At 51.7% G+C, this 26,414-nt stretch carries 26 protein-coding genes; 2 read left to right on the forward strand and 24 right to left on the reverse strand.

Going from position 1 to position 26,414, the window contains the following annotated elements; translation table 11 throughout:
• Nucleotides 1-126: 126 nt before the first annotated feature.
• The 20 genes from ACQY6Y_RS02785 to prfA form a co-directional block, all read right to left on the reverse strand.
• Nucleotides 127-1,515, reverse strand: a complete 1,389-nt coding sequence (locus ACQY6Y_RS02785; RefSeq protein WP_428378788.1) for a phosphoglucomutase — start codon at nucleotides 1,513-1,515, stop codon at nucleotides 127-129.
• 24 nt (nucleotides 1,516-1,539) lie between these two features.
• Nucleotides 1,540-2,433 (reverse strand): UTP--glucose-1-phosphate uridylyltransferase, encoded by an 894-nt coding sequence (locus tag ACQY6Y_RS02790; RefSeq protein WP_428378789.1) that lies wholly within the window; start codon nucleotides 2,431-2,433, stop codon nucleotides 1,540-1,542.
• A 179-nt stretch (nucleotides 2,434-2,612) separates the two neighbouring features.
• On the reverse strand, nucleotides 2,613-3,038 hold the full coding sequence (locus ACQY6Y_RS02795) for a metal-dependent transcriptional regulator (protein ID WP_428378790.1): 426 nt from the start codon (nucleotides 3,036-3,038) through the stop codon (nucleotides 2,613-2,615).
• A gap of 26 nt (nucleotides 3,039-3,064) precedes the next feature.
• A complete protein-coding gene (murA, locus tag ACQY6Y_RS02800; RefSeq protein WP_428378791.1) occupies nucleotides 3,065-4,351 on the reverse strand; it encodes a UDP-N-acetylglucosamine 1-carboxyvinyltransferase in 1,287 nt (428 codons plus the stop codon).
• 105 nt (nucleotides 4,352-4,456) lie between these two features.
• Nucleotides 4,457-4,879 (reverse strand): ATP synthase F1 subunit epsilon, encoded by a 423-nt coding sequence (gene atpC, locus ACQY6Y_RS02805; protein ID WP_428378792.1) that lies wholly within the window; start codon nucleotides 4,877-4,879, stop codon nucleotides 4,457-4,459.
• Between the two features lie 3 nt (nucleotides 4,880-4,882).
• On the reverse strand, nucleotides 4,883-6,409 hold the full coding sequence (gene atpD, locus ACQY6Y_RS02810; protein ID WP_428378793.1) for a F0F1 ATP synthase subunit beta: 1,527 nt from the start codon (nucleotides 6,407-6,409) through the stop codon (nucleotides 4,883-4,885).
• Nucleotides 6,406-7,347, reverse strand: a complete 942-nt coding sequence (atpG, locus tag ACQY6Y_RS02815; RefSeq protein WP_428378794.1) for an ATP synthase F1 subunit gamma — start codon at nucleotides 7,345-7,347, stop codon at nucleotides 6,406-6,408. Before atpG ends, atpD begins: the two co-directional genes overlap by 4 nt.
• A gap of 9 nt (nucleotides 7,348-7,356) precedes the next feature.
• Nucleotides 7,357-8,943, reverse strand: coding sequence for a F0F1 ATP synthase subunit alpha (atpA, locus tag ACQY6Y_RS02820; RefSeq protein WP_428378795.1), 1,587 nt, complete (start codon nucleotides 8,941-8,943; stop codon nucleotides 7,357-7,359).
• Nucleotides 8,943-9,413, reverse strand: a complete 471-nt coding sequence (locus tag ACQY6Y_RS02825; protein WP_428378796.1) for a F0F1 ATP synthase subunit delta — start codon at nucleotides 9,411-9,413, stop codon at nucleotides 8,943-8,945. Before ACQY6Y_RS02825 ends, atpA begins: the two co-directional genes overlap by 1 nt.
• Nucleotides 9,397-10,011, reverse strand: coding sequence for a F0F1 ATP synthase subunit B (atpF, locus tag ACQY6Y_RS02830; RefSeq protein WP_428378797.1), 615 nt, complete (start codon nucleotides 10,009-10,011; stop codon nucleotides 9,397-9,399). The genes ACQY6Y_RS02825 and atpF overlap by 17 nt, the downstream gene beginning before the upstream one ends.
• Nucleotides 10,012-10,044: 33 nt before the next feature.
• The gene (atpE, locus tag ACQY6Y_RS02835) at nucleotides 10,045-10,236 is read right to left on the reverse strand and encodes an ATP synthase F0 subunit C (RefSeq protein ID WP_428378798.1); all 192 of its coding nucleotides are present in this window, start codon (nucleotides 10,234-10,236) and stop codon (nucleotides 10,045-10,047) included.
• 89 nt (nucleotides 10,237-10,325) lie between these two features.
• Nucleotides 10,326-11,123, reverse strand: a complete 798-nt coding sequence (gene atpB / locus ACQY6Y_RS02840) for a F0F1 ATP synthase subunit A (RefSeq protein ID WP_428378799.1) — start codon at nucleotides 11,121-11,123, stop codon at nucleotides 10,326-10,328.
• Between the two features lie 468 nt (nucleotides 11,124-11,591).
• The gene (gene upp / locus ACQY6Y_RS02845) at nucleotides 11,592-12,239 is read right to left on the reverse strand and encodes a uracil phosphoribosyltransferase (protein WP_428378800.1); all 648 of its coding nucleotides are present in this window, start codon (nucleotides 12,237-12,239) and stop codon (nucleotides 11,592-11,594) included.
• A gap of 56 nt (nucleotides 12,240-12,295) precedes the next feature.
• Nucleotides 12,296-13,552 (reverse strand): serine hydroxymethyltransferase, encoded by a 1,257-nt coding sequence (gene glyA, locus ACQY6Y_RS02850; RefSeq protein WP_428378801.1) that lies wholly within the window; start codon nucleotides 13,550-13,552, stop codon nucleotides 12,296-12,298.
• 9 nt (nucleotides 13,553-13,561) lie between these two features.
• Nucleotides 13,562-14,026 (reverse strand): ribose 5-phosphate isomerase B, encoded by a 465-nt coding sequence (gene rpiB / locus ACQY6Y_RS02855; protein WP_428378802.1) that lies wholly within the window; start codon nucleotides 14,024-14,026, stop codon nucleotides 13,562-13,564.
• A 96-nt stretch (nucleotides 14,027-14,122) separates the two neighbouring features.
• Entirely contained in the window at nucleotides 14,123-15,643 is a 1,521-nt protein-coding gene (glpK, locus tag ACQY6Y_RS02860; RefSeq protein ID WP_428379940.1) for a glycerol kinase GlpK, read from the reverse strand.
• A gap of 203 nt (nucleotides 15,644-15,846) precedes the next feature.
• Entirely contained in the window at nucleotides 15,847-16,839 is a 993-nt protein-coding gene (locus ACQY6Y_RS02865; protein WP_428378803.1) for an alpha/beta fold hydrolase, read from the reverse strand.
• Between the two features lie 67 nt (nucleotides 16,840-16,906).
• Entirely contained in the window at nucleotides 16,907-17,551 is a 645-nt protein-coding gene (locus ACQY6Y_RS02870; RefSeq protein WP_428378804.1) for an L-threonylcarbamoyladenylate synthase, read from the reverse strand.
• 23 nt (nucleotides 17,552-17,574) lie between these two features.
• Nucleotides 17,575-18,471 carry a peptide chain release factor N(5)-glutamine methyltransferase gene (gene prmC, locus ACQY6Y_RS02875; protein WP_428378805.1) on the reverse strand — a complete coding sequence of 299 codons (897 nt, stop codon included), beginning with the start codon at nucleotides 18,469-18,471 and terminating at the stop codon, nucleotides 17,575-17,577.
• Nucleotides 18,472-18,485: 14 nt separating this feature from the next.
• Nucleotides 18,486-19,553 (reverse strand): peptide chain release factor 1, encoded by a 1,068-nt coding sequence (prfA, locus tag ACQY6Y_RS02880; RefSeq protein ID WP_428378806.1) that lies wholly within the window; start codon nucleotides 19,551-19,553, stop codon nucleotides 18,486-18,488.
• Between the two features lie 275 nt (nucleotides 19,554-19,828).
• Between prfA and ACQY6Y_RS02885 the strand changes: the two genes are divergently transcribed.
• Nucleotides 19,829-21,151 (forward strand): DUF6273 domain-containing protein, encoded by a 1,323-nt coding sequence (locus tag ACQY6Y_RS02885; protein ID WP_428378807.1) that lies wholly within the window; start codon nucleotides 19,829-19,831, stop codon nucleotides 21,149-21,151.
• 2 nt (nucleotides 21,152-21,153) lie between these two features.
• Here ACQY6Y_RS02885 and ACQY6Y_RS02890 read toward each other — a convergent pair whose 3' ends face one another.
• Together ACQY6Y_RS02890 and rpmE are read right to left on the reverse strand one after the other, a co-directional pair.
• Nucleotides 21,154-22,239, reverse strand: coding sequence for a DUF1385 domain-containing protein (locus ACQY6Y_RS02890; protein ID WP_428378808.1), 1,086 nt, complete (start codon nucleotides 22,237-22,239; stop codon nucleotides 21,154-21,156).
• A 141-nt stretch (nucleotides 22,240-22,380) separates the two neighbouring features.
• Nucleotides 22,381-22,791, reverse strand: coding sequence for a 50S ribosomal protein L31 (gene rpmE / locus ACQY6Y_RS02895; RefSeq protein ID WP_428378809.1), 411 nt, complete (start codon nucleotides 22,789-22,791; stop codon nucleotides 22,381-22,383).
• Between the two features lie 258 nt (nucleotides 22,792-23,049).
• On the opposite strand from rpmE, the gene ACQY6Y_RS02900 reads away from it, so the two are divergent.
• The gene (locus tag ACQY6Y_RS02900; protein ID WP_428378810.1) at nucleotides 23,050-23,874 is read left to right on the forward strand and encodes a type III pantothenate kinase; all 825 of its coding nucleotides are present in this window, start codon (nucleotides 23,050-23,052) and stop codon (nucleotides 23,872-23,874) included.
• Here the strand turns inward: ACQY6Y_RS02900 and ACQY6Y_RS02905 are convergent.
• Both ACQY6Y_RS02905 and folP read right to left on the reverse strand, forming a co-directional pair.
• A complete protein-coding gene (locus ACQY6Y_RS02905; RefSeq protein ID WP_428378811.1) occupies nucleotides 23,871-24,704 on the reverse strand; it encodes a biotin--[acetyl-CoA-carboxylase] ligase in 834 nt (277 codons plus the stop codon). The two genes, ACQY6Y_RS02900 and ACQY6Y_RS02905, sit on opposite strands and share 4 nt — an antisense overlap.
• Entirely contained in the window at nucleotides 24,695-26,284 is a 1,590-nt protein-coding gene (gene folP / locus ACQY6Y_RS02910) for a dihydropteroate synthase (RefSeq protein ID WP_428378812.1), read from the reverse strand. The genes ACQY6Y_RS02905 and folP overlap by 10 nt, the downstream gene beginning before the upstream one ends.
• Between the last annotated feature and the right edge of the window lie 130 nt (nucleotides 26,285-26,414).

A 26,414-nucleotide genomic window follows, 5' to 3' on the forward strand; every position in this document is an offset into this window, starting at 1 on the left:
TTGAAGGCCTGCTTTGTAGCCTTGATTTCTCTCTTTTCTGCCTTTTACCTGCTCGTTCTCCCCAATTTCTGATTTTGAGCCTTTTTACAAAAACGTCCGCCTTCTCAGACGGACGTTTAGTCATTTCTATCTGTCTCTTTGTGCGATCTCGCAACCAGCTTTGAGTAATGCATCTTTTTCGGCTGCGGTTTGCGCTTCTGCATAGATGCGAACCAATGGTTCTGAACGAGAAGGACGAATCAAGAGCCACGAATCATCTTCAAACTGAAGACGCAATCCATCGGCATGACTCACGGCAACAGGCGTCATATCGCACACCGTTGCAGGATTGAGTCCTGGCAACAAGTTCCTGAATGCTTGCACCTGAGCTGCATCAAGACGCATATCGTGCTGACCATACTCGAGATGTCCCAGATCTTCATCCAGCTCCTCCACAAGCTCATGTGTAGTCAGCTGACGTTCTGCAAGAAGTTCAACAAGCATGAGTGCTACATAGATACCATCACGCTCAAGCATGTGAGCAGGAACGGCAATGCCTCCACCCTCTCCTACTGCCATGATGCCATCGTGACGGGCCATCTCACGGTATGTTCTGACAAATCCAACAGGCACCGCGCTGACGTGGCAGTCAAAGCGCGCTGCTTGACGACGAATATAGGAAGAGCCATTGAGCTGTATTGCTACACGGCCAGGACCCTGCTTTGCCACAAGACGTTCGAGTACAAGCGGGGCCATGCGATGGGGTGTTACGAAATGGCCGTATTCATCAATGAGACCCAGGCGGTCTGCATCTCCGTCGAGAACAAAACCTGCTACTGATTCTGTTTCTACAACTGCACGCTCGCAATCATCGAGCCAAGGCTCAACGGGGCGTGGATGTATGCCAGCGAAATCTTCGCGCTTCTCGCCGTGAATCTCCGCTGCCTCAACACCCATGCTGCGCAACAGGTTAACCAGAATGCCGCAACCCGTACCATACATAGGATCTACAACCACTTTGAGCTGTGCACGTTCGATGAGATCGGCATCAACTCGAGCTGCAAGATCTGCAACATACGGATCGATTAAATTGATGTCTTCAAAATCGCCAGGCTCTAGCGTGCATTCACTTGGAATGCGATCCTCAACTTCTTCGAGAAATTCGTCTGTCTCGATAAGACCTAAACCAGATCGAATACAAAGGCCTTGATAATCGGCAGGTGCTCCACTGGCGCCGATCATAAGGGCGCCACAGATATCATCAGAACTCGAGGCTGACCAACCAAGCACCGGCAAAGGACAAGGCTCTGTACTAAGAGACACGCGAAGACCACATGCTGAAAGGATGCCTGCAGCAACTTCAGCATGATGGCGTGCCTGAGCACGTGTGTCGTAGCCCACAAGCACATGCCCATAGGGAACCGTTTCCGACCAGACAGTGCCAAGCCCCTCAGCTATGCGGGCAACATTGACGTCGTTGAAGTCCTCATCGAGACGGGCGCGCCACCCCTCGGCATCGAAATGGATGCTGACCATGGAACTCTCGCCCCCACACGCTTCCTAGAGCGACGCGGGGCCAAGAGCCTCGCGAAAAGCTTCTTTAGTATCAGAACGGGTTAATGCCATGCGAGCATTTGTTGCTGCCCACGCGGCAGGTGTGCCCGTATCGCACCCCTCAGCCGGATTAACAACCAAGGCATACATTTCTTCTTCTGCCAGAAGGCGCTGCATTGCATCGGTGAGCTGAATTTCGTTACCAGCCCCTGGCTTCTGATCAGCAAGCAATTCCATAACGCGAGGAGACAAAAGATAGCGTCCCACAATAAAGAGATGGGAAGGAGCTTCTTCGGGAGCGGGCTTTTCGACAAGACCGCTTACACGCCACACGGCACCTTCGCTCTCCTCGCCTGTAGAGTCTTCGTTGAGAGAACCGATGCACTCGCCAGCAATAATGCCGTAACGGCTCACCTGATCTGGCGGAACAGGTGCTACAGCAATAACCGAAGCGCCATTATGTGCGCGTGAAACCTCTGCCATGCGCACGTTCATCTGGCAGTCAGGAACAAAGTAGTCGCCCAAAAGTACGAAGAAGGGGTCGCCATCCATCTTTTCAGCTGCGCAATGCACGGCATGGCCTAAGCCAAGCGGCTCATCCTGATATACAAACGATACAGGCAGCTCTGATGCTGCATGCACCAGGTCTGCTTCAGCTTCCTTACCGCGGTTCCGAAGCATACCTTCAAATGCTGCATCCTCAGAAAAATACGCTTCAATTTGTGGCTTCTCGTGAGAGTTTACAATGATGCACTCATCAACGCCTTCTGGCGTAAGGGCCTCTTCCACCACATACTGAATAACCGGCTTCTCCAAAACAGGGAGCAGCTCTTTTGGCATGCTCTTAGTTGCAGGAAGAAAGCGGGTGCCCAAACCGGCGGCTGGTATTATCGCCTTCATGATGGTGTAAATCCTTTCGTGAAGCCGAAGCATAACGTGATTTGAAGCTTCGGCAGCCAATGCGAGTGTTCTTTGTAAAAACTCTAGCCCAAGCCAAGCAGTATGACCCTGCCTTCACAGTATCCCAAGAGACCTAAGGTCTGAGTGGATGTATGGCGTAAGCCGAACGGCATACTTGATCAGTCTTCCTCAATGGATAAGCCTTGGCGCTCAAGATAGTCTGCCCAACGGCGCATTGTCTCTCGGGAGAGAGCATGCTCCATAAGGCAAGCCTCTTTATCGGCAGTCTCAGCATCTACCCCAAGATCGACTTCGAGAAACGCTCTGAGCATGCGATGGCAGCGCCAAACCTCACTTCCAAGCTCACGGCCCTTGTCAGTAAGACGTACGCGACCATAGCGGTCTTGCTCTACCATACCCACTTCTTTGAGTGCGGTCATAGCCTTATTGACGCTGGCTTTCGAAACCTTCAGCTGCTCAGCAACATCAACCGAACGCACCCCCTCGCCTTCGGGTGTCTTCAGCGAAATCCGATAGACCGACTCAAGGTAGTCTTCATTGGCCATGGTAAGACCATGAGCGGCAGTGAGTTCATTTCGTGGCATCGTAAAGACTCCTTTAGTCACGCAAACTATTCGCTATCGAGAAGGTCTTCATCAGGTACCGTCAAACGCTCTATAGAAGCTCCGAGTGACTTGAGCTTCTCAACAAACCCCTCATAGCCTCTATCAATATGATGAATATCACTGATAGTGGTGTGCCCATCGGCAACGAGACCCGCCATTGCAAGTGCAGCGCCACCGCGCAAGTCGGGAGCTTTTACCTGGGCTCCAGAGAGCTGAGGAACACCATGCACGATTGCATGATGCCCCTCGATGGTAATATCAGCACCCATCCTGTCGAGCTCACTTGCAAACATAAAGCGATTCTCAAAGACATTCTCGGTGACAATGCAGGAGCCGTCAGCTACCGATAAAAGACACATTGCTTGTGCCTGAACATCGGTAGGAAATCCTGGATAAGGCAGTGTCTGAATATCCACCGGACGAAGCGGGCCCTTACGAGATGCTGTAGCCTCGTGGGCCCCTCGTTCGATCTCAATGCCCATGAGCTCAAACTTCTTCAACACAAGCCCAAGATGAATAGGCTCAAAGCCGCGAACGCGAACAGGACCACCTGTCAAACCACCAATTGCAAGGAACGTTGCAGCCTCAATGCGATCGCCAACAACGCTATGGGTTACCGGATGCAGCTCTGGAACACCCTCGATCTCGATGAGTGGACTTCCAGCACCGCGCACATGGGCACCCATTTCGTTGAGCAGGTTAGCAAGGTCGACAATTTCTGGTTCACGGGCAGCATTGTCGATCACCGTGGTGCCCTTGGCATGTACCGATGCCATCATCAGGTTCTCGGTTGCACCCACGCTCGCAAAATCCAGCGTAACAACTGTACCCGTTATGCCATTTGGCGCGCTGGCATAGATATAGCCATGTTTGAACTCAAATTGAACCCCAAGGGCTTCGAGCCCCAGAATATGTAGGTCAATCTTTCGAGCACCAATTTGGCACCCACCAGGCATTGCCACAACCGCGCGACCAAAACGAGCAAGCAAAGGCCCCAGCACTGCTGTAGAGGCGCGCATTTTAGCAACAAGTTCGTACGGCGTTTCCCAGCGATCAACCGATGATGTATCAATGCGCAGCTCATGCTTATTTACAACTTCAATAGTTGCCCCTAGACGCTTGAGAACCTTACCCATGGTATGAACGTCTGAGATATTTGGGACATTTGTAAGTGTTGTTGTGCCGGAAGCCATGAGCGTTGCCGCCATGAGTTTAAGTGCAGAATTTTTAGCACCTTCGACCGTCACTTCTCCCGAGATGGGATGTCCACCTTCGATGCGTATAACGTCCATGATGCCTCCTTCCCTTCCCTCTCATTATAGAAAAGGCGCCCGCGACAGCTCGCGGGCGCTTCATATGAGGTTTGAACCCCCACAAACTATTAAGGAAGATTCGAACTAGCTCCGAGCGCTCGCTTCTTTTTCAAGCAGATCGCACCAAGCAATCTTTTCTTCAAAATAGGCACGCCCATGATCCCCTTCGGGCAATGCGTCGCGTTTCTCTTCTGCTTGTCTGCGAGTTTCTCGAACAGCCTCTAAATCTATGTCAGAGATCTCGCGCGCATGAGCAGCGAGTACGATGACCATATCGTTTGCCACCTCAGCATAGCCGCCCATGGTAACAATATGGAGTTGACGCTCCCCTGAAGATGCATCCGGCACGTTAATGCGCGTAATACCATTGCCAAGCGCACACACCTCTGCTGCATGCCCCGGATATACTCCTAGCTCGCCAGAGACAGCTGACAACACAATGCTGGTTGCCTCACCCTCATAGAGCAAGCGATCGGGGCGCACAATTTGACATGTAAGCATAGCCATGTCTTACTTCTTCTCTTCCGATTCGGCGCTCTTGCCTGATTCAGACTGCTCCGAACGCATCTTTTGGGCACGCTCACGAACATCGTCGATAGTTCCAGCGTAGCGGAATGCCTGTTCAGGCAAATCGTCAACTTCACCATCGACAATGGCGGCAAACGAGCGAACCGTATCATCAATCTTGATATACACGCCCGGGTTACCGGTAAAGCGCTCAGCAACGTGGAAAGACTGAGAGAGGAATTGCTGCAGCTTACGAGCACGCGAAACCGTCAGGCGCTGCTCCTCGGAAAGCTCGTCCACGCCGAGAATAGCGATGATGTCCTGGAGGTCGGAATACTCCTGAAGGATCTCTTGTACACGCATAGCAACACGATAGTGCTCTGCGCCTACGATATCCGGATCCAGAGCATCGGATGACGACTCCAGAGGGTCGATAGCGGGATACAGACCGAGACTTGCAATGTTACGAGAGAGAACCGTCGTGGCGTCCAGGTGCGTAAATGTGGTAGCCGGCGCAGGGTCGGTAAGGTCGTCCGCTGGGACATAGACCGCCTGAACCGATGTAATCGATCCTTCCTTAGTGGAAGTAATACGCTCCTGCAAATCACCCATCTCAGTGGCCAACGTGGGCTGATAGCCTACAGCCGAAGGCATACGGCCAAGCAGTGCTGAAACCTCGGAGCCAGCCTGTGAGAAGCGGAAGATATTGTCGATAAACAGCAATACATCCTGACCTTGATCACGGAAATACTCAGCTGTTGTAAGGCCTGCAAGACCAACACGCAGACGTGCTCCAGGCGGCTCATTCATCTGGCCATAGACCAAACAGGTTTTTTCAATAACGCCAGACTCACTCATTTCGAGATACAGATCGGTGCCCTCACGCGTACGCTCGCCAACGCCTGTGAAGACTGATGTGCCGTTATGCTCCTGCGCAAGGTTGTTGATAAGCTCCTGGATAAGAACGGTTTTACCAACGCCTGCGCCACCAAATAGACCCGTTTTACCACCGCGAATATAGGGCTCAAGCAAGTCGATTGCCTTGATGCCAGTCTCAAAAATTTCTGTTGTGGTAGACAGATCTGAGAATGCCGGTGCAGGACGGTGAATGGGGTAGCTCTCCATACCTTCGGGCATGGGCTTACCGTCTACCGGCTTGCCCAACACATTCCAAACACGGCCAAGGGTTTCAGGCCCAACCGGCATCATCATGGGCTGACCAGTATCGTAGGCCTTAATTCCGCGGCGCAGACCATCAGTGGAAGCCATGGCTACTGTACGAACAACGTCGCCTGGCAGCTGACTTTCCACCTCAAGGATGTTATCCACATGACCGATAGGCGTATCAGCACTTACGGTAAGAGCGGAATAAATGGGTGGGACGTGCTTATCAAAACGCACGTCAACAACAGGGCCGACAATGCGCACGATAGTGCCCCAACCAACACTTTTGTGCTGGTAAGGCGCACGACCCTGTTTGCGCCCTGCGCTCTTCTCAGCAACTTCTCTAGTCGCATCGATGGTTGTCATTGGCTGTCCTCCAATGCGGATGCTCCGCCGATAATCTCGTTGAGCTCTGTGGTGATCGAGCCCTGGCGGCTGCGGTTATACGTTCTATTGAGCGTGGTAAGTGCCGCGTTAGCGTTATCAGTTGCCGCATTCATTGCGCGACGACGAGCGCCATGCTCTGCAGCTGCCGAATCGAGCAACGCATGATAAATAACAGTTGTTACGTAGGCCGGCATAAGACGCCCCAACACCTCGGATGGAGATGGATCAAATGAAACGACCAGGCCATACGTATGACCATAGTCACTTTCATCAGTGCCAACCACATTTAGGCTCTCGTGAGTTCTTGGAGCGTTGGGCATCGTGAGTGAATCTTGCTGCACGGGCAACAACTGCTCACACACTATTTGCTGCTGCACACGATTTTGCGCATGATTATAGTGCAGCACTACACGGGCAAAAGAACCCGATGTATAGCCATCCATAGCATAGGATGCGATTTGCGCAGCCTGTTCGTCAGTTGGCTTATCGGAGATGCCCTCATAATGCAAAACCGGCGTAATGCCGCGAGCAAGGAAATACTCTGTAGGCTTTGCACCGCAGGTAATAACCTCAGCCTTCTTGCCCTGCGCCTGAAGCTCTTTGATGCGCTTCTCCGCGGCACGCTGTACGGTTACGTTAAAACCGCCGGCAAGGCCACGATCGGAGGCAATGACGATAAGAAGCTCACCGGTACTGTTGGCATGATCAACAAGAAGCGGGTGATCCACATCGCCATGTACAGCATCTACGACGTTTGCAAGCATGCGGGTAATTGCATCCTTGTAGGGCGCAGCTGATGAGGCGCGTTCGAGCGCCTCACCAACCTTGGCTGTAGAGATCATCTCCATCGTGCGCGTTATCTGACGCGTACTTGAAATGGAGTCTATGCGGCGTTTGAGTTCCCTAAGGTTCGACATAGGTCCCGCCTACTCCGCATTCCCGTCTTCGTGAGCCTGAGCATACCTGTGCTTATACACCTCAATTGCATGACGAAGCTCTTGCTCTAGACCATCATCAACAGATGATGTACGCAAACGCTGGCGCAGCGGACCACGAGAAGACTTGAGATAGTCCACCAGCCCATTGCGGAACTCAATTACCTGTTCGACAGGAATATCGTCCATATAGCCATGGCTGCCTGCGTAGATAACGGCAATCTGGTCTGCAACATCAAGAGCAGAATAGCGAGGCTGACGAAGCAGCTCTGTCATGCGGGCACCACGCTCCAGCTGCGACCTGGTTGCATCATCAAGATCGCTGCCGAACTGCGAGAAGCTCTGGAGCTCTCGGTAGCTCGCCAGATCAAGACGGAGGTTACCCGCAACCTGCTTCATGCCCTTTACCTGAGCGGCACCGCCTACACGTGACACGGAGATGCCAACATCAACTGCAGGACGCTGGCCTTGGAAGAACAGGTCGCTTTGGAGATAAATCTGCCCGTCCGTAATTGAGATGACATTCGTAGGAATGTAGGCAGAGACGTCGCCGTCCTGCGTCTCAATAATCGGAAGTGCTGTAAGAGAGCCACTGCCAAGCTCTTCGTTAAGCTTGCATGCGCGCTCGAGCAAACGGGAGTGCAGATAGAAGATGTCTCCCGGATATGCCTCGCGTCCGGGCGGACGATGCAGTGTAAGCGACATCTGACGATAAGCAACAGCCTGCTTAGACAGGTCGTCGTATACGCACAAAACGTGACCGCCAGGATTATCTTTATTTGCAGGCTTGCCGTCAGCGCCGGTGTACATAAAGTACTCGCCAATCGCAGCACCTGACATGGGAGCAATGTATTGCATAGGAGCTGATGCAGAGGCTGGTGCAGCAACAATGACGGTATGGTCGAGTGCACCATGCACTTCAAGCGTATGGCGAACAGCCGCCACGGTTGAAGCCTTCTGGCCAATCGCAACATAGACGCAGATCATATCGGTGTTGCGCTGGTTGATAATAGCGTCTACTGCAATAGCGGTTTTACCGGTCTTGCGGTCGCCAATGATAAGCTCACGCTGGCCGCGACCAATAGGAATCATTGCATCGATGGCCATAAGACCCGTATGCACCGGCTCGTTAACAGGAGCACGGTCAATGATGCCGGGGGCCTTAAATTCAATGGGGCGACGTGCCTCTGTCTCCAGAGGCCCCTTGCCGTCAATAGGACGACCGAGCGGGTCGACAACGCGACCAAGCATGGCACGACCCACAGGAATATCCATAACACGGCCCGTAGTACGGCACTCATCGTCCTCTTGAATGGACTCTACGTCATCAAAAAGTACGGCGCGAACTTCATCTTCATCGAGGTTTTGTGCCAGGCCGTAGACGCTCTTACCGGATGTAGAGCTAATAAACTCGAGAAGCTCGCCAGACATGGCGCCTCTCAAGCCAGAAACAACAGCAATACCATCGCCAACTTCTGTAACAACAGAGGCTTCCTGCTCACTCACCGTTGCATTAATTGCATCGAGACGAGCGCGAAGCGAGGCCATGATCTCGGCTGAACTGATCTTTTCTGTCATTAACCCTCACTTCCATCACGGACCGAGGATAGCGATTTACGAATGCCAGAAAGCTGAGCTCGTACAGAAGCATCGTGACGTTTGCCGCGTGCCTCTACAATAACGCCACCCAAAATCTCGGGATCAACACGCTCGACAAGATAGACGGGTGATTTGAGATGATCCTCTGCCCAGCTGCGAACCTTATTCCGCAGCTCATCATCCATAGGCACCGCCGTAGTAACCGTAACCGATACCGTAGGATCTTCAGTGTCGAGCATATCTTTATAAATCTGAGCTACTTCACCAATGAGGTTCATGTCCCCATGTTCATGCATTACTGCAAGTGTCTCTAAAACCTCTGGAGAAAACTTCACAGCATGGTTCCATTGCACCAGATCTACGTTTGCGCGATCTTCAAGACGCGCAGCCTCGATGAGCGCACGAGCGTATGCTTCGGCCTTCTCCTGGCATTTACGCTTGCTTGTCATCTGGGCCGTCCACTTCTGCCAGATAATGCTCAGCAAGCTTGCGCTGCTCGCTCTCGCTGAGATCGTTACCGATAATCTTACCTGCAATCTCAACCGAAAGGTCAATCACAGAATCGGAGAGCTCAATTTCAGCTCTACGACGCTCTGAAGCAAGGGCATCATGTGCTTTTGTCACAATAGCCGTAGCATCATTCTGGGCTTTAGCCACAATGCGGGAGCGCTCCTGCTCACCATCGCGACGAGCCTGAGAAACAATTTCATCAGCCCGACGACGCGCATCGAGAAGTTCGTTCTCGCACTCCTGATACTTCTCTTCTGCTGCCTTACGCTCTTGCTCAGCCGCCTCTATATCCCCGCGAATCTTTGCTTCGCGATTCTCAAGCACACCAATAATTTGAGGCCAAGCAAACTTAGCAAGAACGAACCAGATGATAAGAAACGCAATAAGAGCGGGAAGAAACTCTGTTGGCTTCGGGATAAGAATATCGGGGCCAACTTCGCCTTCGGCAAGCGCTGTTACAGGGGAAAGCACCATCACAGCAGATGCAATGCATCCTGCGTGGCACAGCTGTCCCAACGCTGTCTTAACTCTGTCCATACATGCCTCCAACACGGATAAACTTCGTCTTTCCTACGCAATGAGGCTGACGACGAAGCCAATGAGCGCCAGTGCCTCTACGAAGGCCGACGCAAGAATGAAGACTGTGAACAGACGGCCCTGAACCTCAGGCTGACGTGCCATGGAAGAGGTTGCGCCGTATGCCGCCAAACCAATGCCAAGGCCGGCGCCAATAACACCAAGACCGTAACCGATGACTCCCACGATTCCTCCTTTGTCGTTCGCCACCAACGGCGATAAAACTCATTTCTATGCTCACGAAGCGGAATGCCTCGCAGACAACAACGTAAAGATTACTCGTCCTCAACGAGCTGAATGTACACTGCCGACAGCAGCGTAAAGACATAGGCTTGAATTACACCAACCATTATCTCTACCAGGTAGATAATGATAAGAATGACCAGCCAAAATACCGAAACGCCAACCTCGGCAACAGCAATAGTAGAAAACTCATTCAAAATCGGCTCAAAGAACAGCGATGAGAGTACTGCGAAGGTTCCCATTACCACGTGGCCGGCAAACATATTGCAGAAAAGACGAACTGCAAGGGTTACCAGACGAATAAAGGTTGAAAACAGCTCAATAACCCATACCAGTGCTGCCATGGGGCCAGAAACGCCTTTAGGAGCAAGACTCTTGAGATACCCTATGGGGCCGAGTCGACGAACACCTACGGCGATGAAATACACAAAAGAACAAATAGCAAGAGCGGCCGTTACGCCAATTGTGCCGGTGCCTGGACGACAGCCAGGAATAATACCGACAATGCCATTAAGAAGAATGAAGAAAAACAGCGATGCGAGGAATGGAAAATGACGCTTCCATGACTCACCAAGAATGCCACGGCATACATCGTCGCGCACAAATTCAATAACGTACTCGCACGCATTAACAAAGATGCCCTCTGGTACCAGACTCTTGGCTTGCCGCGCTTTAAACGCAAAAATCAAAACAAGCAGCAAGACAATCGCTACAGCCATCCAAAATATATACGCTGTAACACCGGCTGAAGAATCGCCTGCGACCATGTGAGTCATGAACCCATCGAGGAGCTTGCTCATCTCCTCAGGAAGTTTATCCAGCGGATTCACTCTCTGTCCTTTCCAACATCCGGCCTATTTGCCGGTTTCCCTGTCCGAGGTCCGTACAACATCTCAAAGGACAAGATTTTTGTTCTTTTGTATTACCGTCAGGGTAGTCTAGCACCAACGTCCATCGGATGGAACAGGCTCTGAGCTGCGAAAACACTAATCTGTCATATGGAAGTTGGTTAATTTTTGTCCATTTTGCGCCATGTTAGAAATGCTGTGACGATTATTGTCGTCAACAACGTGAGCGTTGCAGCAACGCCATAAGTAAGTGTTGCAGCCGGTTTAAGCCAATGGATAATGAATATGGCGCCCTGAAGCGTAAGAACGCCTAACAGTGAGCATATAAGCCCAACTGCAACATGCGGTGCATGTCGCTGTGACACGCACCGCAAGAGCAAAACTGTTGGAAGAGCCGCAACGAGCCCTGATATGATCCCGGCAAATACGGCCCAAGCTGTCAAAACTAAATCACTTTGTTCCGAAAATACGGTCGCCAGCATCACCCAAACCAGGAAGGATATAGGCATGCTCATTGAGCTGACGATCGACAGCGCAGGTGTAGATATGCACGTCGGGATCAGCTTCAAGTACCGCTGAGATTCCTTCAGGAACCGCAACGAGAACGAGGCAGCGAATATCACTCACACCACGCGAACGAAGTGTTGCTACTGCATCGGCAAGCGATCCTCCTGTGGCAAGCATTGGATCTACAACCAAGCAGGTTCGTTCAGATACATCCGCCGGCAGCTTGCAAAGATAATCAACGGGTTTATGAGTCTCAGGATCGCGATACATGCCCAGGTGTCCCACACGAGCAGAAGGAACGAGCTCCAGCAGAGCATCTACCATACCCAAGCCAGCACGCAGGATAGGAACGATTGCAAGTTTCTTGCCAGCAATCTGCTTACAGGTAGCAACCTCGAGAGGTGTTTGAACCTCAACATCCTCAAGGGGAAGATCGCGGGTGGCCTCATATCCCTCAAAAAGGGCGAGTTCCCGAACAAGCTCGCGGAACTGTTTAGTTCCGGTTGATACATCCCTCAGAATGGAAAGCTTATGCTGCACCAAAGGATGATCGACAACCGTAACCCTGCTTTTATCGTACTCGTATGCCAACGTGCCCTCCTATCTCAGCTGAGCCATTGCCCAACACGTATACGTATTACCAGTGTTTATCCCAGCTCCGGATAAAGTGGATGTGGCTCGAGCAACTGAGCCACCTCTGCTCGTGCCGAAGCACGAACCGACTCATCATTTGGAGCTGCAACAACTTCGCCGATAATCTCTCCCACACGCTCGCATTCAGCTGCATTAAATCCGCGCGTAGTAATTGCAGCGGAACCAACTCGAATACCGCTTGTGACAAAAGGAGAGCGCTTTTCACCAGGAATGGTGTTCTTGTTTACCGTAATGCCAACCTCATCAAGAGCCTGTTCAGCATCTTTTCCGGTTACATCTCCGGCGGCGGTCAAATCAACAAGCAGGAGATGGTTATCGGTACCGCCGGTTACCAGGCGCAGACCACGGGACTCCATACCGCGTCCAAGTGCGCGAGCATTTTCAACCACGCCATCGATGTAGTCATGGAAAGCCGGTTGCAAAGCCTCTCCAAAAGCCACTGCTTTACCAGCAATAACATGCTCGAGTGGACCGCCTTGCGTGCCCGGAAAAACCGCCGAATTTATCTTTTTCGAAAGATCGGGATCGTTTGTAAGAATAAGGCCACCGCGTGTACCACGGAGTGTCTTATGAGTGGTGGTAGTTACCACATCTGCAACCCCTACCGGCGTGGGATGAGCACCCGTTGCAACAAGACCGGCAATATGGGCCATATCAACCAAAAGGTATGCCCCGTTGTCATGGGCAATCTGAGCAAAACGCTCAAAGTCAATAATACGCGGATAAGCACTGGCACCTGCAATGATGACTTTAGGCTTGTATTGCTCTGCCTTGGCAGCTACATCGTTAAAGTCAATGCGCTCTGTTTCTGGATCAAGGCCGTATGAAACGATGTTATACAGCTTGCCTGAGAAGTTTGCCGGCGAACCATGCGTAAGATGACCGCCGTTATCGAGCGACATGCCCATAACAACATCGCCCGGCTTAGCCAGTGCGGCAAGCGCTGCATAATTTGCCTGAGCTCCAGAATGGGGCTGCACGTTTGCATATCCTGCACCAAACAAGCGCTTGGCGCGCTCACGTGCCAAGTTTTCTACGACATCTACTGCCCAGCAACCACCGTAATAACGCTTGCCCGGCAATCCTTCGGCATACTTATTTGTGAGCGGTGAACCAACTGCCTCCATCACTGCAAGCGATACGAAGTTCTCAGAGGCAATAAGCTCAATGGAAGAGCGCTGACGCTTAAGCTCATTACTAATGGCATCAGCAATCTCAGGATCGGCAGCTGCGAGGTATTCGAAGTTCATATACGTCCCCTATTCAGCGTCAACACCAGCAAATGCCGGATCGTCTTCGCGCATAATCTTCTCGACACGTCCAGCATGGCGGCCGCCGCCAAATGCCGTATTCAAGAACTCATCAACAATCTGCTCGTTTACCTCAAGATCAGTAAAGCGTCCCGAAATGCACAGAACATTGCCATCGTTATGCTCGCGGAACAGGTGAGCAAAATTCGGCGTCTCGATAACAGCAGCACGAATTCCAGGTACCTTATCGGCAGTAAGAGCCATGCCGATACCGGTGCCGCAGATGAGCACGCCCCTATCGGCCTGTCCTTCCGCCACCATACGAGCTACACGATCGGCGTAGTCTGGATAATCGCAGCGATCATCAGTTTCAGGACCAAGATCTGTTACCTCATGCCCAAGACCTTGAATGTAGTCAATCATGGGCCCCTTCTGGATAAAACCAGCATGATCAGAGGCAATTGCAATGCGCATGAGCACTCCTCTCCATAGGAATTTAACCCCACAGACGCGAGGTGTTCGGATTAGCGTACCGCATCAAGGATGATAATTGCAGCCTCTAATGAATTGTTACATTAAGGTTCGACGAACTGCCTCATGCCAACCTGCAAGAAGTTGCTCTCTTGTCGTTTGCTCCATACCAGGCACATATATCGCTGAATGCGCTGTGATGGTTTGGAGCTCTTCTCGGTCTGCCCAGAAACCCGTAGCCAAACCCGCAAGATAGGCGGCGCCCAACGCTGTTGTTTCGGAAAGTTCTGCACGAACAACTTCAATATCAAGCAAATCAGCCTGGAATTGCATGATGAATTCGTTTCTCGCAGCGCCTCCGTCTGCACTGAGCGAAGGAATGCTATGCCCTGAATCCGCCTCCATAGCCTTAAGTACGTCATAGCTTTGATACGCAAGCGACTCACAGGCAGCACGAACGAGACGCGCTCTATTTGTGGCACGCGTAATGCCACACACAACGCCACGAGCATCGGAATTCCACCAAGGAGCACCCAATCCTGTAAACGCTGGAACAAGATAGCAACCATCAGTGTTTGGTACAGAGCGAGCAATGTCAGATGTCTCCGCAGCTGTCTCTACAAGCCCCAATTCATCTCGGATCCACTGTATGGTTGACCCTGCCTGAAAGACCGATCCTTCAAGCGCATAATCAACCTCTGTGCCGTCGGCAATACCAACAGTTGTGACCAGCCCATTTTGTGAAAAGATTGGCTCTGTCCCGACATTCATAAGCATAAAGCAGCCGGTGCCGTAGGTATTTTTAACGTTTCCAGGTTCAAAACAGCAATGCCCAAACAGTGAGGCCTGCTGATCGCCTGCAACACCAGCAATAGGCGGATGTTGCGTCATGATATCCGAGCTCACGCGACCAAATCCGCCAGCAGAGGGACGACATTCAGGCAGCATTGAACGAGGAACTCCCACGATATTGCACAGCTCATCGTCCCAATCGAGCTTCTTAATATCGAAGAGCATGGTGCGGCTCGCATTTGTGTAATCAGTTGCATGCACCAAGCCATGGGTGAGGTTGTAAATCAGCCAGGTGTCAATCGTGCCGCACATCAGCGCGCCCGCATCCGCCATTTCACGAGCGCCCTCAACGTTGTCCAGAATCCAACGAATTTTTGTTGCAGAAAAATACGCGTCAGGCACAAGACCCGTTCGCTCACGGATAAGATCGGCGTAACCTCTTTCAACAAGCTCTTCCACAAGCGGTGCTGTACGTCGGCATTGCCACACAATAGCGTTGTAAATTGGCTGGCCTGTACGACGATCCCATACCACTACGGTTTCACGCTGATTGGTAATTCCTACCGATTTGATGCGATCGGAGTGAATGCCACTCTTAAACTGCACTTCAATCATGCAGGCGATTTGTCGTGAGAGAATTTCTACAGGATCTTGCTCCACCCAGCCGGGATGCGGATACAGCATCGTGAGCGAACGCTGAGCCTGTGCAACCCTACAGCCATACTCATCAAACAAGACAGCTCGAACACTTGTTGTGCCAGCATCGAGCGCCATCACATAACCCTGCGAGCTCTTACCAAGCGGAACTGACCCGCCGATTGATCCCATAACGCTATCCAGAATCGTTGAAGCCACGCTTGCTCCTCTCGCATCTTTTAGAAAGGAATCGACAAATATCTTGTCGCCTTAACTTTTGGTATCCCATCTAAAATAGGTGCCAAGAGAAGCATTAAGAAGCCATTCCGTAAACGGAATCGTGACCGACGCTGCCTGTTCGGCGAGGGGTAAAAATCAAGCGCATGTTATATATCTTATGAAGCAATTCGAGCTTCAAGCCAAGCTATAAGTTCCGCTTCAACCTCGTCTCGGTTTACTTCGTTAAGCAATTCATGACGGTCTTCTTGAATGATGTCCAATGAAAGATCCTGTACGCCAGCATTACGAAGCGCAAGAAAGACTCGAGAAGGACCTTTGCCTGCCTCACCAACCGGATCCTCAGATCCTGAAATTACCAAAATTGGTAAAGATGCAGGAATTTTTGATATGCGCGAAACATCCTGGGCCTCACGCAAGAGCTGTGCCAGCATGAGGTAGCCGCTCAAGGAGAACATAAACCCACATGCAGGGTCTGCAGCATATGCAAGTACCTGGCCCTCATCCCTACTGAGCCACTCAAATCCAGTATGAGCACCCGTACCCTCAAACAGTTTGTTGTATCCGCCGCACCCCAGAGCATCAACAAAATGAGAGCGGAACGACATACCGCGCAAACGGGCAAGGATGCTTACCGCACGGTATAAGACCTCAACGCTGTCTTGCCATGCGGTACCCATAACGATGAGTCCCGAAAGCACTCCTCCATGTCGCGCAGCAAAACACCGTGCAATAAACGAGCCCATTGAGTGCCCCAGCATAAAATACGGAAGGCTCACAAAGCGTGCTTTTACCTGGGTAAAAAGAGTGCGCTGATCCTCAATCATTGCCTCTGCTGCAAGATCGGGATCCTCATACACTCCGCGTTTTGTAGGATCAGGCTCAGTGCGTCCATGGCCCACTAAATCGATACCACACACAACCCAGCCACGTGATGCTAGCAAGCGAGCAAACGCATCATAGCGACCGATATGCTCACACATGCCATGAACGATATGCAAAATAGCAACAGGTTTTACACCCTGTGGGATCCAGAGCGTTCCTCTGCAAATGCTCTTTTCATCAACTGAAAGAAACGACAAATCCTCGGTAGTTACCGTGTTGGGAGCACTACCAGCAGCAGAGACGACTTCCTCGTGTATATCCGCCATAAGAACCCCCTATCTAGAGCATATCGATAACAAACTTTACGATACCCCTTATAGAGGATTGTGCGCATTACATCCCGGCAACTTCAAGGATTTGATCACGCGAAAGGAACCCCTCGCGAAGAATACGCGGACGTCCAGAAACATCGCAACTTACAACAGTTGAAGCAACGCCTTTAGGGGCCGGACCTGCATCAAGTGTGAGATCAGCGGCATCAATGATGCGTTGTTCCAACTCGTGAGCACTCGTTGGAGATGGCGCTCCATGCGTATTTGCACTCGTAGTTGCCAGCGGCATACCGAGACGAAGCGACAGCGTGCACACTAGAGGCGATGCTGGCATACGCAGACCAATCGTATTGTCCTGAGCGTTGCGGTATTCAGGAGCAACTTCATCTGAAGCTGGGACCACAAGGGTGAGTGCTCCGGGCCAAAAGGTCTGTGCAAGATTGACCATCCAACTCGGAACGTTCTTTCCATAGCGCTGTAAAGCGTCGCTTGTTCCCACAAGCCACGGCAATGTTTGCGCGAGATCACGCTGCTTAATAGTAAAAATCCTTCGATGAGCAGGGTTGTTTGGGAAGGCAGCGCAGCCAATGCCATACACACTGTCGGTAGGCATGACTAAAACGCCTTTGTTTTGCAGCACAGCAAGTGCCTGTTCAAGCACAGCTTCACTTGGGTGCGTCTGGTCAACCGCTACAACACTGCCCACAAAATCCCCTCTCGACTCTCTGACTACTTTCGTTTGGCGACAAGAACGCGCGGTCGGTGTGTAAGATCCTCACGAATCTCAACGTCCTCCCAACCGTCTTGCATACGAACAAGTTCAGCTGCTTGTTCAAGAGATTCTTCGAACAATTCAACCGTAAACATTCCGTGCGGAGCAAGCGCTTTGGGGGCAAGCTCAAGCAAGCGCCTGAATACATCGAGCCCGTCAGCCCCGCCGTCTAACGCCAGATCTGGCTCATAATCGCGAACCTCTGCCGGAACCTCTTGCGCCAAGACAGCCGTCGGAATATAAGGCGGATTAGAAACAAGCACATCAAAGGACCCCATGAGCTCGAGGTCTACTCCAGCAGCAAGGTCACATTGAATAAGCGTGACGTCGTTTTCCAATCCAAGCGCTGCGCAGTTCCTTTGCGCAAGGGAGAGTGCACGGTCAGAGAGATCGGTCGCAATCACTTTTGTACCGGGACGCTCTGAAGCTAGTGAAAGCGCAATGCAGCCCGTGCCAGTTCCCACTTCAAGCACGAGAGGCGATGCATCCTCACCACAAGCTTTTGCCTGGTCTATGCCTTCCAAAGCAGCATCTACCAAGATTTCTGTTTCTGGCCGGGGAATCAAAACGCCACGCTCGCACTTCACAACGATATGGCGAAAAGGCATTTCTCCCGTAACATATTGCAGCGGCTCTCCCTGCGCACGACGCTCAATAGCGTTATGCATGTTGGAAAGCTCCTCAGCATCCAGCGGCCGATCAAAGTTCACATACAGCTCAACGCGAGAAAGGCCTGTTACAGCAGAAAGCAACCATTCTGCTGAGAGACGCGGGTGCTCATCGTCTTTACGCTCAAGATAGCCGCTTGTCCAATCGAGAATAGCCTTGATTGTCCACGTTTGTTCTTGCGCCACGCCCTCGGGCCTCCTTACACAGCGCGCGCGAGCTTCTCAGCACGATCGGCTGCAGCGAGAGCTTCGATAATCTGGGACAGGCCATCGCTCAAGAGAACCGAGCTATAGGTGGAGTTAAAGCCGATACGATGATCGGTCACACGATCTTGCGGCTGATTATAGGTGCGGATCTTCTCAGAGCGGTTACCGTGACCAATCTGGCTCTGTCGCTCGGCACCGAGCTCATCCTGTTGACGCTGCAGCTCCATCTCATACAAACGTGCACGCAGCATCTGCATGCAGACCTCACGGTTCTGGATCTGAGAGCGCTGGTCTTGCGACTGAACAACGGTGTTGGTAGGGAGGTGCGTAATACGCACCGCCGAGTATGTGGTATTAACGCCCTGTCCACCAGGACCACTTGCACAGTAGGTATCAATGCGCAGGTCGGCCTGGTCGATCTGAATATCAATCTCATCGGCTTCTGGCAATACAGCAACGGTTGCTGTAGAGGTTTGGATGCGGCCTTGGCTTTCTGTCTTAGGAACGCGCTGTACGCGATGTACACCGCTCTCGTATTTCATGACGGAATAGACCTTATCGCCCGAAACCTTAAATTCAATTGTCTTAAAACCGCCAGCCTCTGAGGGGCTGGAGGAGAGCACTTGCACCTTCCAGCCACGCGATTCGCAGAAGCGCTCGTACATCTTAAAGAGGTCACCAGCAAAAATACCTGCCTCGTCGCCGCCTACACCCGCGCGAATCTCGACGATAGTATCTTTCTCGTCGTTCGGATCGCCTGGGATGAGCATGATTTTAATGTCTTCTTCCAAAGCTGGAAGACGCTCTTCATTGGAAGCAATATCCTCCTGAAGCATTTCTTTTTCTTCAGGATCGGTCGTCTCATGCAGCATCTCTTTAGCTGTCTCAATGTCATCGAGCGCCTGGAGATACTCCCGTGCCCGGGCTACCAAATCTGCCTGACTTGCATGTTCTTTTGCAAGGCGCGTGTACTCTTTTTGATCGGCCACTACGGACGGATCGGAGAGCTTGCGCTCGAGTTCCTCGTAAGCGGCGATGAGCTTCTCGAGCTTGTCCCGCATGGTTGCCTCCTGTCGTGCGGCGCGCCAACAGCGCGCGAGAGTGTAGTGAATATTCAGAGTGGCATGTGTAAACACAAACCACCGCAAATTTTAACTTTAGCGCATCTGACTCACTTCTCATATACGCGAACATATATACACGTAAGAACCAGCAGAACTGATTCTAAATATCACCATTCAACACGCCTAACAAGCATCAAACATCACTGGTTGTTACACTGATAAGTAGTCTTGTTTCAAAGCGTGCTCAGCAAGCTTTAATGAACGGAGCAGCTATGTTCTGTATATATTGCGGCAGCGAAATACCTGACGACTCCACTTTTTGCCCAAACTGTGGGGCAACTTTGCCCAATGAAGACACAAGCACTTCCAATAGCAATGAAGAGCTTGACGATGCTACGCGTGCTTTTAACTCTTTAGCAGAAACATGGGATAATTCAGCCGAACAACATGCTGATAATGAGCTTGATTCAGCCATAGAAGACCACACACAAGTGCGTTTTAATCCGGTTGTGCCAGGCACTACACCCCGCATGGGTCAAGTTGTACCAGCAGGACAAAATCCCTATCACAAATCTGCACAAGCTCCCGCGGCGGGTCCAAATGGTCCAGTTCCACATCGCAATTTTCTTCCGCTCGCAATTATCCTTGGAATTCTCGCCGTTGCCTTATTGGGTGTTGCCATAGCCCTTGGTATGGGAATTATTGGACCTCGAGCCCAGCCAACCGAAACTCCCGTACTAAAAGAAGCGACGCCTATTACGCCGCTCAACAAAAATGATGAATCCGAAACAGAAAACGAATCTGGAAGTGTTGAGGGAGTGCCTGTACGTGAGGATCTTGCAGATTACTCCTGGCAAGAACTCTCTTTGCTTGGTCAAGCGATTGGCGGTGCCTCCGATGATGCTCAGGGCGAAAAAATAGCTCAAGAGTATGGCTTGCTTGAATCCGACGGATCGCTGCCCCATAACGCATCGAAAAAGCTTGAACTCACTGACGGAACATCTATCTCGGTGAGAATTGCTGGCATTCGCCATGACACTGCACAGAACGGATCGCCCGCTGGCTTAACCTTTATCGCCTCATCATCCCTTGGAGACGCTGTTATGAATTCAACGCTCACAAGCGATGGTGGTTGGAGTGACTCTGCGCTGCGATCTTCACTTCAGAACGACGTGCTTAACCACTTCCCTTCAGAGCTTAAAAACTCGGTAGTAGCTGTTGAGAAACACACCAACAATGCGGGAAAAACCAACTCAACCTCTTCAGTAAACATTACGTATGACACCGTCTGGCTTCCCTCATTGGTAGAAGTCGGCGGGACAATTCCTCGATCAAATTACGAGGCAGATGCAACATATGTTGCCGATATTCTCAATGCAGAGGGAAAACAATACCAGCTCTTCTCTGAACTTGGCGCCAACCAAGATGGTCCCTCAGACGTGTTGAGCATCCCCAATACACCTGAGGGTTGGTGGCTTCGTTCAGCAAGCCCACGACGCGCAGGAAGATTTATGACTGTTGATGCAAGCGGTACTCCCGGCTATGGGCGTGATGCCAATGAAAGTGCTGGTTGCGTGTTTGGTTTTTGTCTCTAGCCTTAAAGTGCCGGAGGAACAGACAGGCCAGCAGCTTCCTCGGTATCGCGAACTTTTCTCAATGCTGCTATAGCACACTCCAGCATACCAGGATCGGGCACCCGTGTTGTTAGACGCTGCATCTGTAAGCCTGGCCACAAAACAATACGGACGAGCAGATTCTCTGGGTGTGAGCCTGCCCACTTTACGGTTATCTCGTAAGAAACACCTGCTACGAGGGGTAACATAACCACACGTGAAAGAAACACGAAGAGCGTGCGGATTATGCCCGTAAGACCTAAGGCATCCGCTATAGCTGCCACAGGCACTAACGTGTTTACGACAATGGCAATGGCAATAGTCATCACCAAAAACGCTGTTCCGCACCGCACGTGAAGACGAGAAAAACGCGCCGCATTATCAGGCGTAAGCGGCAATCCATGTTCAAAGCAGTGGATAGACTGATGTTCTGCTCCGTGATAGCCGAACACTCGAGCCATATCGGGCATTAAACCAATTGCAGCAACATATGCAACCAGAAGCACAATGCGAACAATCGCCTCAACAAGATTCCAAGCAATGGCATTGTTTGCCTCGTAAGGACCTATCAACAGATTGGAAACTGCAACTGGAAGCGCCACAAACAGACCAATGCCAAGTACAACTCCCAAAATAATAGAAAGCAGCATGCCTGCGCTTTCTGACATCCCCTCATCTGAAGGGTTGGCAGCGGGAGCCACATCGCCTTTATCAGCACTAGCCTCCTCGATATAGACCGTCTCTTTGCACTTATCTGCCCAAGACAGCCCATTCTCGTCGTAAGCATGATCGGCGGCAATGCTCATAGCTTTAAATGAAAGGACCATCGATTCGGCGAATGAAACACAGCCACGTACGATTGGCACGCGTCGATACCATGCTTTTGCACGCGAACCATCCGCTGCTCCGGGAATCTCATGTTCCTCAACATAGATGGATCCATTTGGCTCGCGCACTGCCACAGCCCAGCTCAGTTTGCCGCGCATCATAACACCCTCAGTGAGCGCAGAACCACCAATATGAGTCTGGAATAATTCGCCTTCTTCGGCGATTCCTTCATGCTGTGACATGTACATCCTCTCAGCCAACCGATTCTTTACTCGCTTCACACGCAAACAAAACGTGCACTAACGAGAAATAAAGAGAAGAGCGCCTTGCGAACTCTCGCAAAGCGCTCTGTTACGTAATACGTTGTGCTTACGCAAACTGCATTACTCAGCTGTCTCGGTCTGCTCCTCAGCAGCGGGCTCCTCAGCAGCCTGCTTAGCAGCCTCGGCCTCAGCCTTCTTAGCATACTCAGCAGCACGCTTTGCCTTCTCAGCAGCCTTAGCCTCACGAGCAGCCTTCTTAGCAGCAGCTTCCTCAGCAGCCTTGGCGGCACGTGCAGCCTTGGCCTCTTCAGCCTTCTTAAGCTGTGCAGCAGCAGCTCCACCGAACTTATCAGCAAAGCGCTGGACGCGTCCACCGGTGTCAACGAGCTTCTGCTGGCCCGTGTAGAACGGGTGGCACTTGTCGCAGAGGTCAACCCTCAGCTCGCTCTTGGTGGAGTGGGTCTTCCAGGTGTTGCCACAGGTGCAGCGTACGGTGCACTCCACGTAGTCGGGATGGATACCCTTCTTCATAGCAGGACTCCTTCGTTAGGTCCTGGTTTCCGACCAGGACAGGGGTTGCCCTGGAATTGCCAGGGCTCACAAGCTGTTGAATGTTATCACAGGAAACGTATTTCGTCACCCGCACACATGAGTATTCACGCAGGGTACACGTTCTGGTGATCAAACCGTTTATTGCGCGCCATTTTTACGTATGCTTCTTTTAAAGTATGAGGCAGCAGGCATCCTCTTCATTACAAATGAAGTGCTTTTATAGAAAGGCTCTTTGTCATGTTTCTCGCAGTTGATGTGGGCAATAGTCAAACAACCCTGGGTTTGTTTGAGGATGGCGCATCCGAAAGCACACCGTGCCGCCAATGGCGCATGGCAACCGATACAACCGACACTGCCGACGAACTCCATGAGCGCTTGTTTGGCTATTTTCTCATGTTGGGCCTGAGTCTTGATATGGTGAGCGATGTTGCCATTGCCTCAGTTGTCCCTGTTCTTTCACTTGAATGGCAGCGCATGATGCGCGTTGTTTTGGGCACCGATCCTCTTATGATCAACGCGTGGCGCGATTGCGGCATTACCGTTGCCATGCCCAACCCCCACGAAGTGGGTGCCGACCGTATTGCAAATGCTCTCGCAGCTCGCGATACCTATGGTGCACCGGTTATTGTTGTTGATTTTGGCACGGCAACCAATATTGACGTTGTCGATAAAAACGGTGATTTTCGTGGTGGCGCCATTATGCCCGGCCTCATGCTCTCGGCAAACTCGCTCTTCTCAAAGGCAGCAAAACTGGCCAGCGTTCCGTTGGTAGTGCCAGAACATGCGCTCGGAGAAACGACTGAACATGCCGTGCAATCAGGCATAGTTATTGGTGCTGCTGCACAGGCAGAAGGACTTGTTGCACGCATTCAGCAAGAGCTTGCCCAAGAATCACCAGATGGCAAAGCTGCCATAGTAGTTGGCACCGGTGGATTAGCACAGCTCATCTCTGAAGCAACCGATATCTTCGACGTGGTTGATCCTGATCTCACTATCCGAGGGATCTATGAGATCTGGCGTCATAGAGCTACCAAGCGAGCCCAACGCATCCAGTCTGCTTAAGCGCTCGCAGTCCGACGCAATGAAGCCTGCTCTGCAGAGATTGTTACCTCTTCGCCGTCTTGGGTAACGAGTATGGCTCGTCCCCATACATCCATACCCGCAAAGACACCCGTCGCCATGCTGCGCCCATCAGGTAAAACTGCATCCATCACCTGTCCGACAGCAGGCATAGCATCGAAGTACTCATCAAGAATAGTGGCAAGCGGACCAGCTACGGTACGCCCCGCCATTGACTGCTCCCACTGTTTTGCTCGTCTCACAATGGCATCACGTATGGTGGTAGCAAGCTGCTCAAAGTCGGGTACTTGTTCCACATGATCGGAGAGAAAAGCCGGCGTAAGTGGACGCTGGAAGCCGTCAAATTCCTCGAGAACTGCTCGACGAACTTCCTGTTGTGGCGCAATGTTTACGCCAATACCACAGACGGCAAATACGCCCTTTTCGCCATATCCTGCCTCAACGAGAATACCAGCGAGTTTTTGATCGGCAATAACTATATCGTTTGGCCACTTAATGCCAGCTTCACCCACTCCCAAAGAGCGGAGAGCATCTACGGCACCAAGCGCACATGCCGCTGGGAGCCCCATAAGCATTTGCATTGACACCTGAGGGCGCAAAAGAACCGAAAGATACAGCCCTCCCGCTGGCGAATGCCACAGGTGTCCACGTCTGCCACGCCCCTCTGTCTGTGCATGTGCCGCAAGAGCGGTGCCAGCCTCAGCGCCCTCTTGTCCGAGCTTGCGCACTTCGTCATTGGTTGATCCAACGACATCACAGAAAGTAATTGGAGACAGGTCCTGCGCCATGTTTTCTGAATTCATCATTGCCATTTCACTTCACCAAGATCGGCAAGAACAATGCCCACTCGTTCCTCTTGAGGAGCGATGTGCACACCCGCATGGCTTAAGAAGCGCACCGGATCATGCATAAGATCTTCCATCGGCACAAGAATGTAATCGCGCTCACCCAACTTTGGATGAGGCAAGCGAAGACGCCGACCTGCATGGATCTCGCCTTCCATCCATGCGAGGTCACAGTCGATTGTTCGAGGACCATGCCCTTCTTCACCGGGTTTTCTCACACGATCCAACTCATCTTCTACCTGCAACAATGAATCAAGCAGTACTAACGGTGCGAGCTCGGTATGGACTTCTACCACACAATTCGCAACCGGTGTTGCAATTCCATATGCTGGCTCGGTTTCATAGGCATGGCTCACGCCTACAACACAGGTTAATGGGATAGCGTCGATAAGAGCTGTGGCACGCGCAAGATAGCCAAGACGGTCTCCCACGTTTGAGCCGAGCGAAATAAATGCACGGCGAACATCGGGACACATAACGCTGCGATAGCCATCCAGTGCTTGTGCGACACCCGCCACATCATGGACGCGCAAAATACTTGCTCCAGCGGCAACAGCACCCAACACTACGCCAGCAGTCGCTGCATCACGCTGAGATGCCTCATGCACACCTGAAACAGCACCTACAAACCGTTTCCGCGAAACAGCACACATGACTGGATAGCCCATAGACACCATTTTGGCAGTGGCGCGCTGGATAACCACGTTCTCATCGGCATATTTTCCAAAGCCGGGGCCCGGATCGATGCAGATACGAGAGCGATCAACCCCGGCACGCAACAATGTGCGAGCCTGATCGCCAAGGAAGCCCATTACCTGCCGCATGATAGGAGCCGACTCCGGCAATGTGAATCGACGGTTACCAGCGAGCCGAACGGTAGACGTTGTTGTTGCTCGAGCAGCACGCCGCATTGCTTCTTCAAGTCCAGGTGCGGACGAAGCTAAAGATTCCGCACGTGCATGCGCTCCTTCATCGGCTTGTGCAGTGCTTTCCAAGGCCTCAGCATCTTCCTCATCTGAAGAAGCGTTTGTCGTCTGAGACGTATCTCTCATTTGTACCGAAGCATCAAGCAAAACGGTCTGACGATGCGCGCCTAAGGAAACTTCGCCAGCATGCATAATCACACAGCCCGCATCTGTTGCGGCGGCTACAGTAACCATCTCCGGATCGGTGAAACCAGTTACATCGTTAATGATGGATGCTCCAAGACGCACGCACATTTTAGCGACCTCGGGATGACGTGTATCGACTGATACACAAGCACCCGCATCTACCAGCGCACGAATAACTGGGACAATTCTGCGAGCTTCCTCCTCTGGACTCACAGCCGAAAAACCCGGACGCGTGGATTCTCCACCAACATCAATAATGTCTGCACCTGCATCGAGCATATCCAAGCCGTGCGCTATGGCTGCTTCGGTATCAAGATATTCGCCGCCATCTGAAAATGAATCAGGAGTCACATTCAAAATCCCCATGATTCGAGGGCGCGCAAGCGACAACTCAAATGCACCACAGTGCCAAGTAGCATAGTTTTCTCGGAGCATAGTCCGGCCCTCCCAGCGGCGGCAAGCCACCACCTATTTCAAAAGTTTCAACGCAGCATAGATGGCTTACTCTCCAAATTGTAAACGCTTAGCCACGTCTCACATGTTCTTATCCAGCTCGTAAGCAGTA

It is taken from the genome of Olsenella sp. Marseille-QA0557 (assembly GCF_965119725.1).
Taxonomy (GTDB): domain Bacteria; phylum Actinomycetota; class Coriobacteriia; order Coriobacteriales; family Atopobiaceae; genus Coprovicinus; species Coprovicinus avistercoris.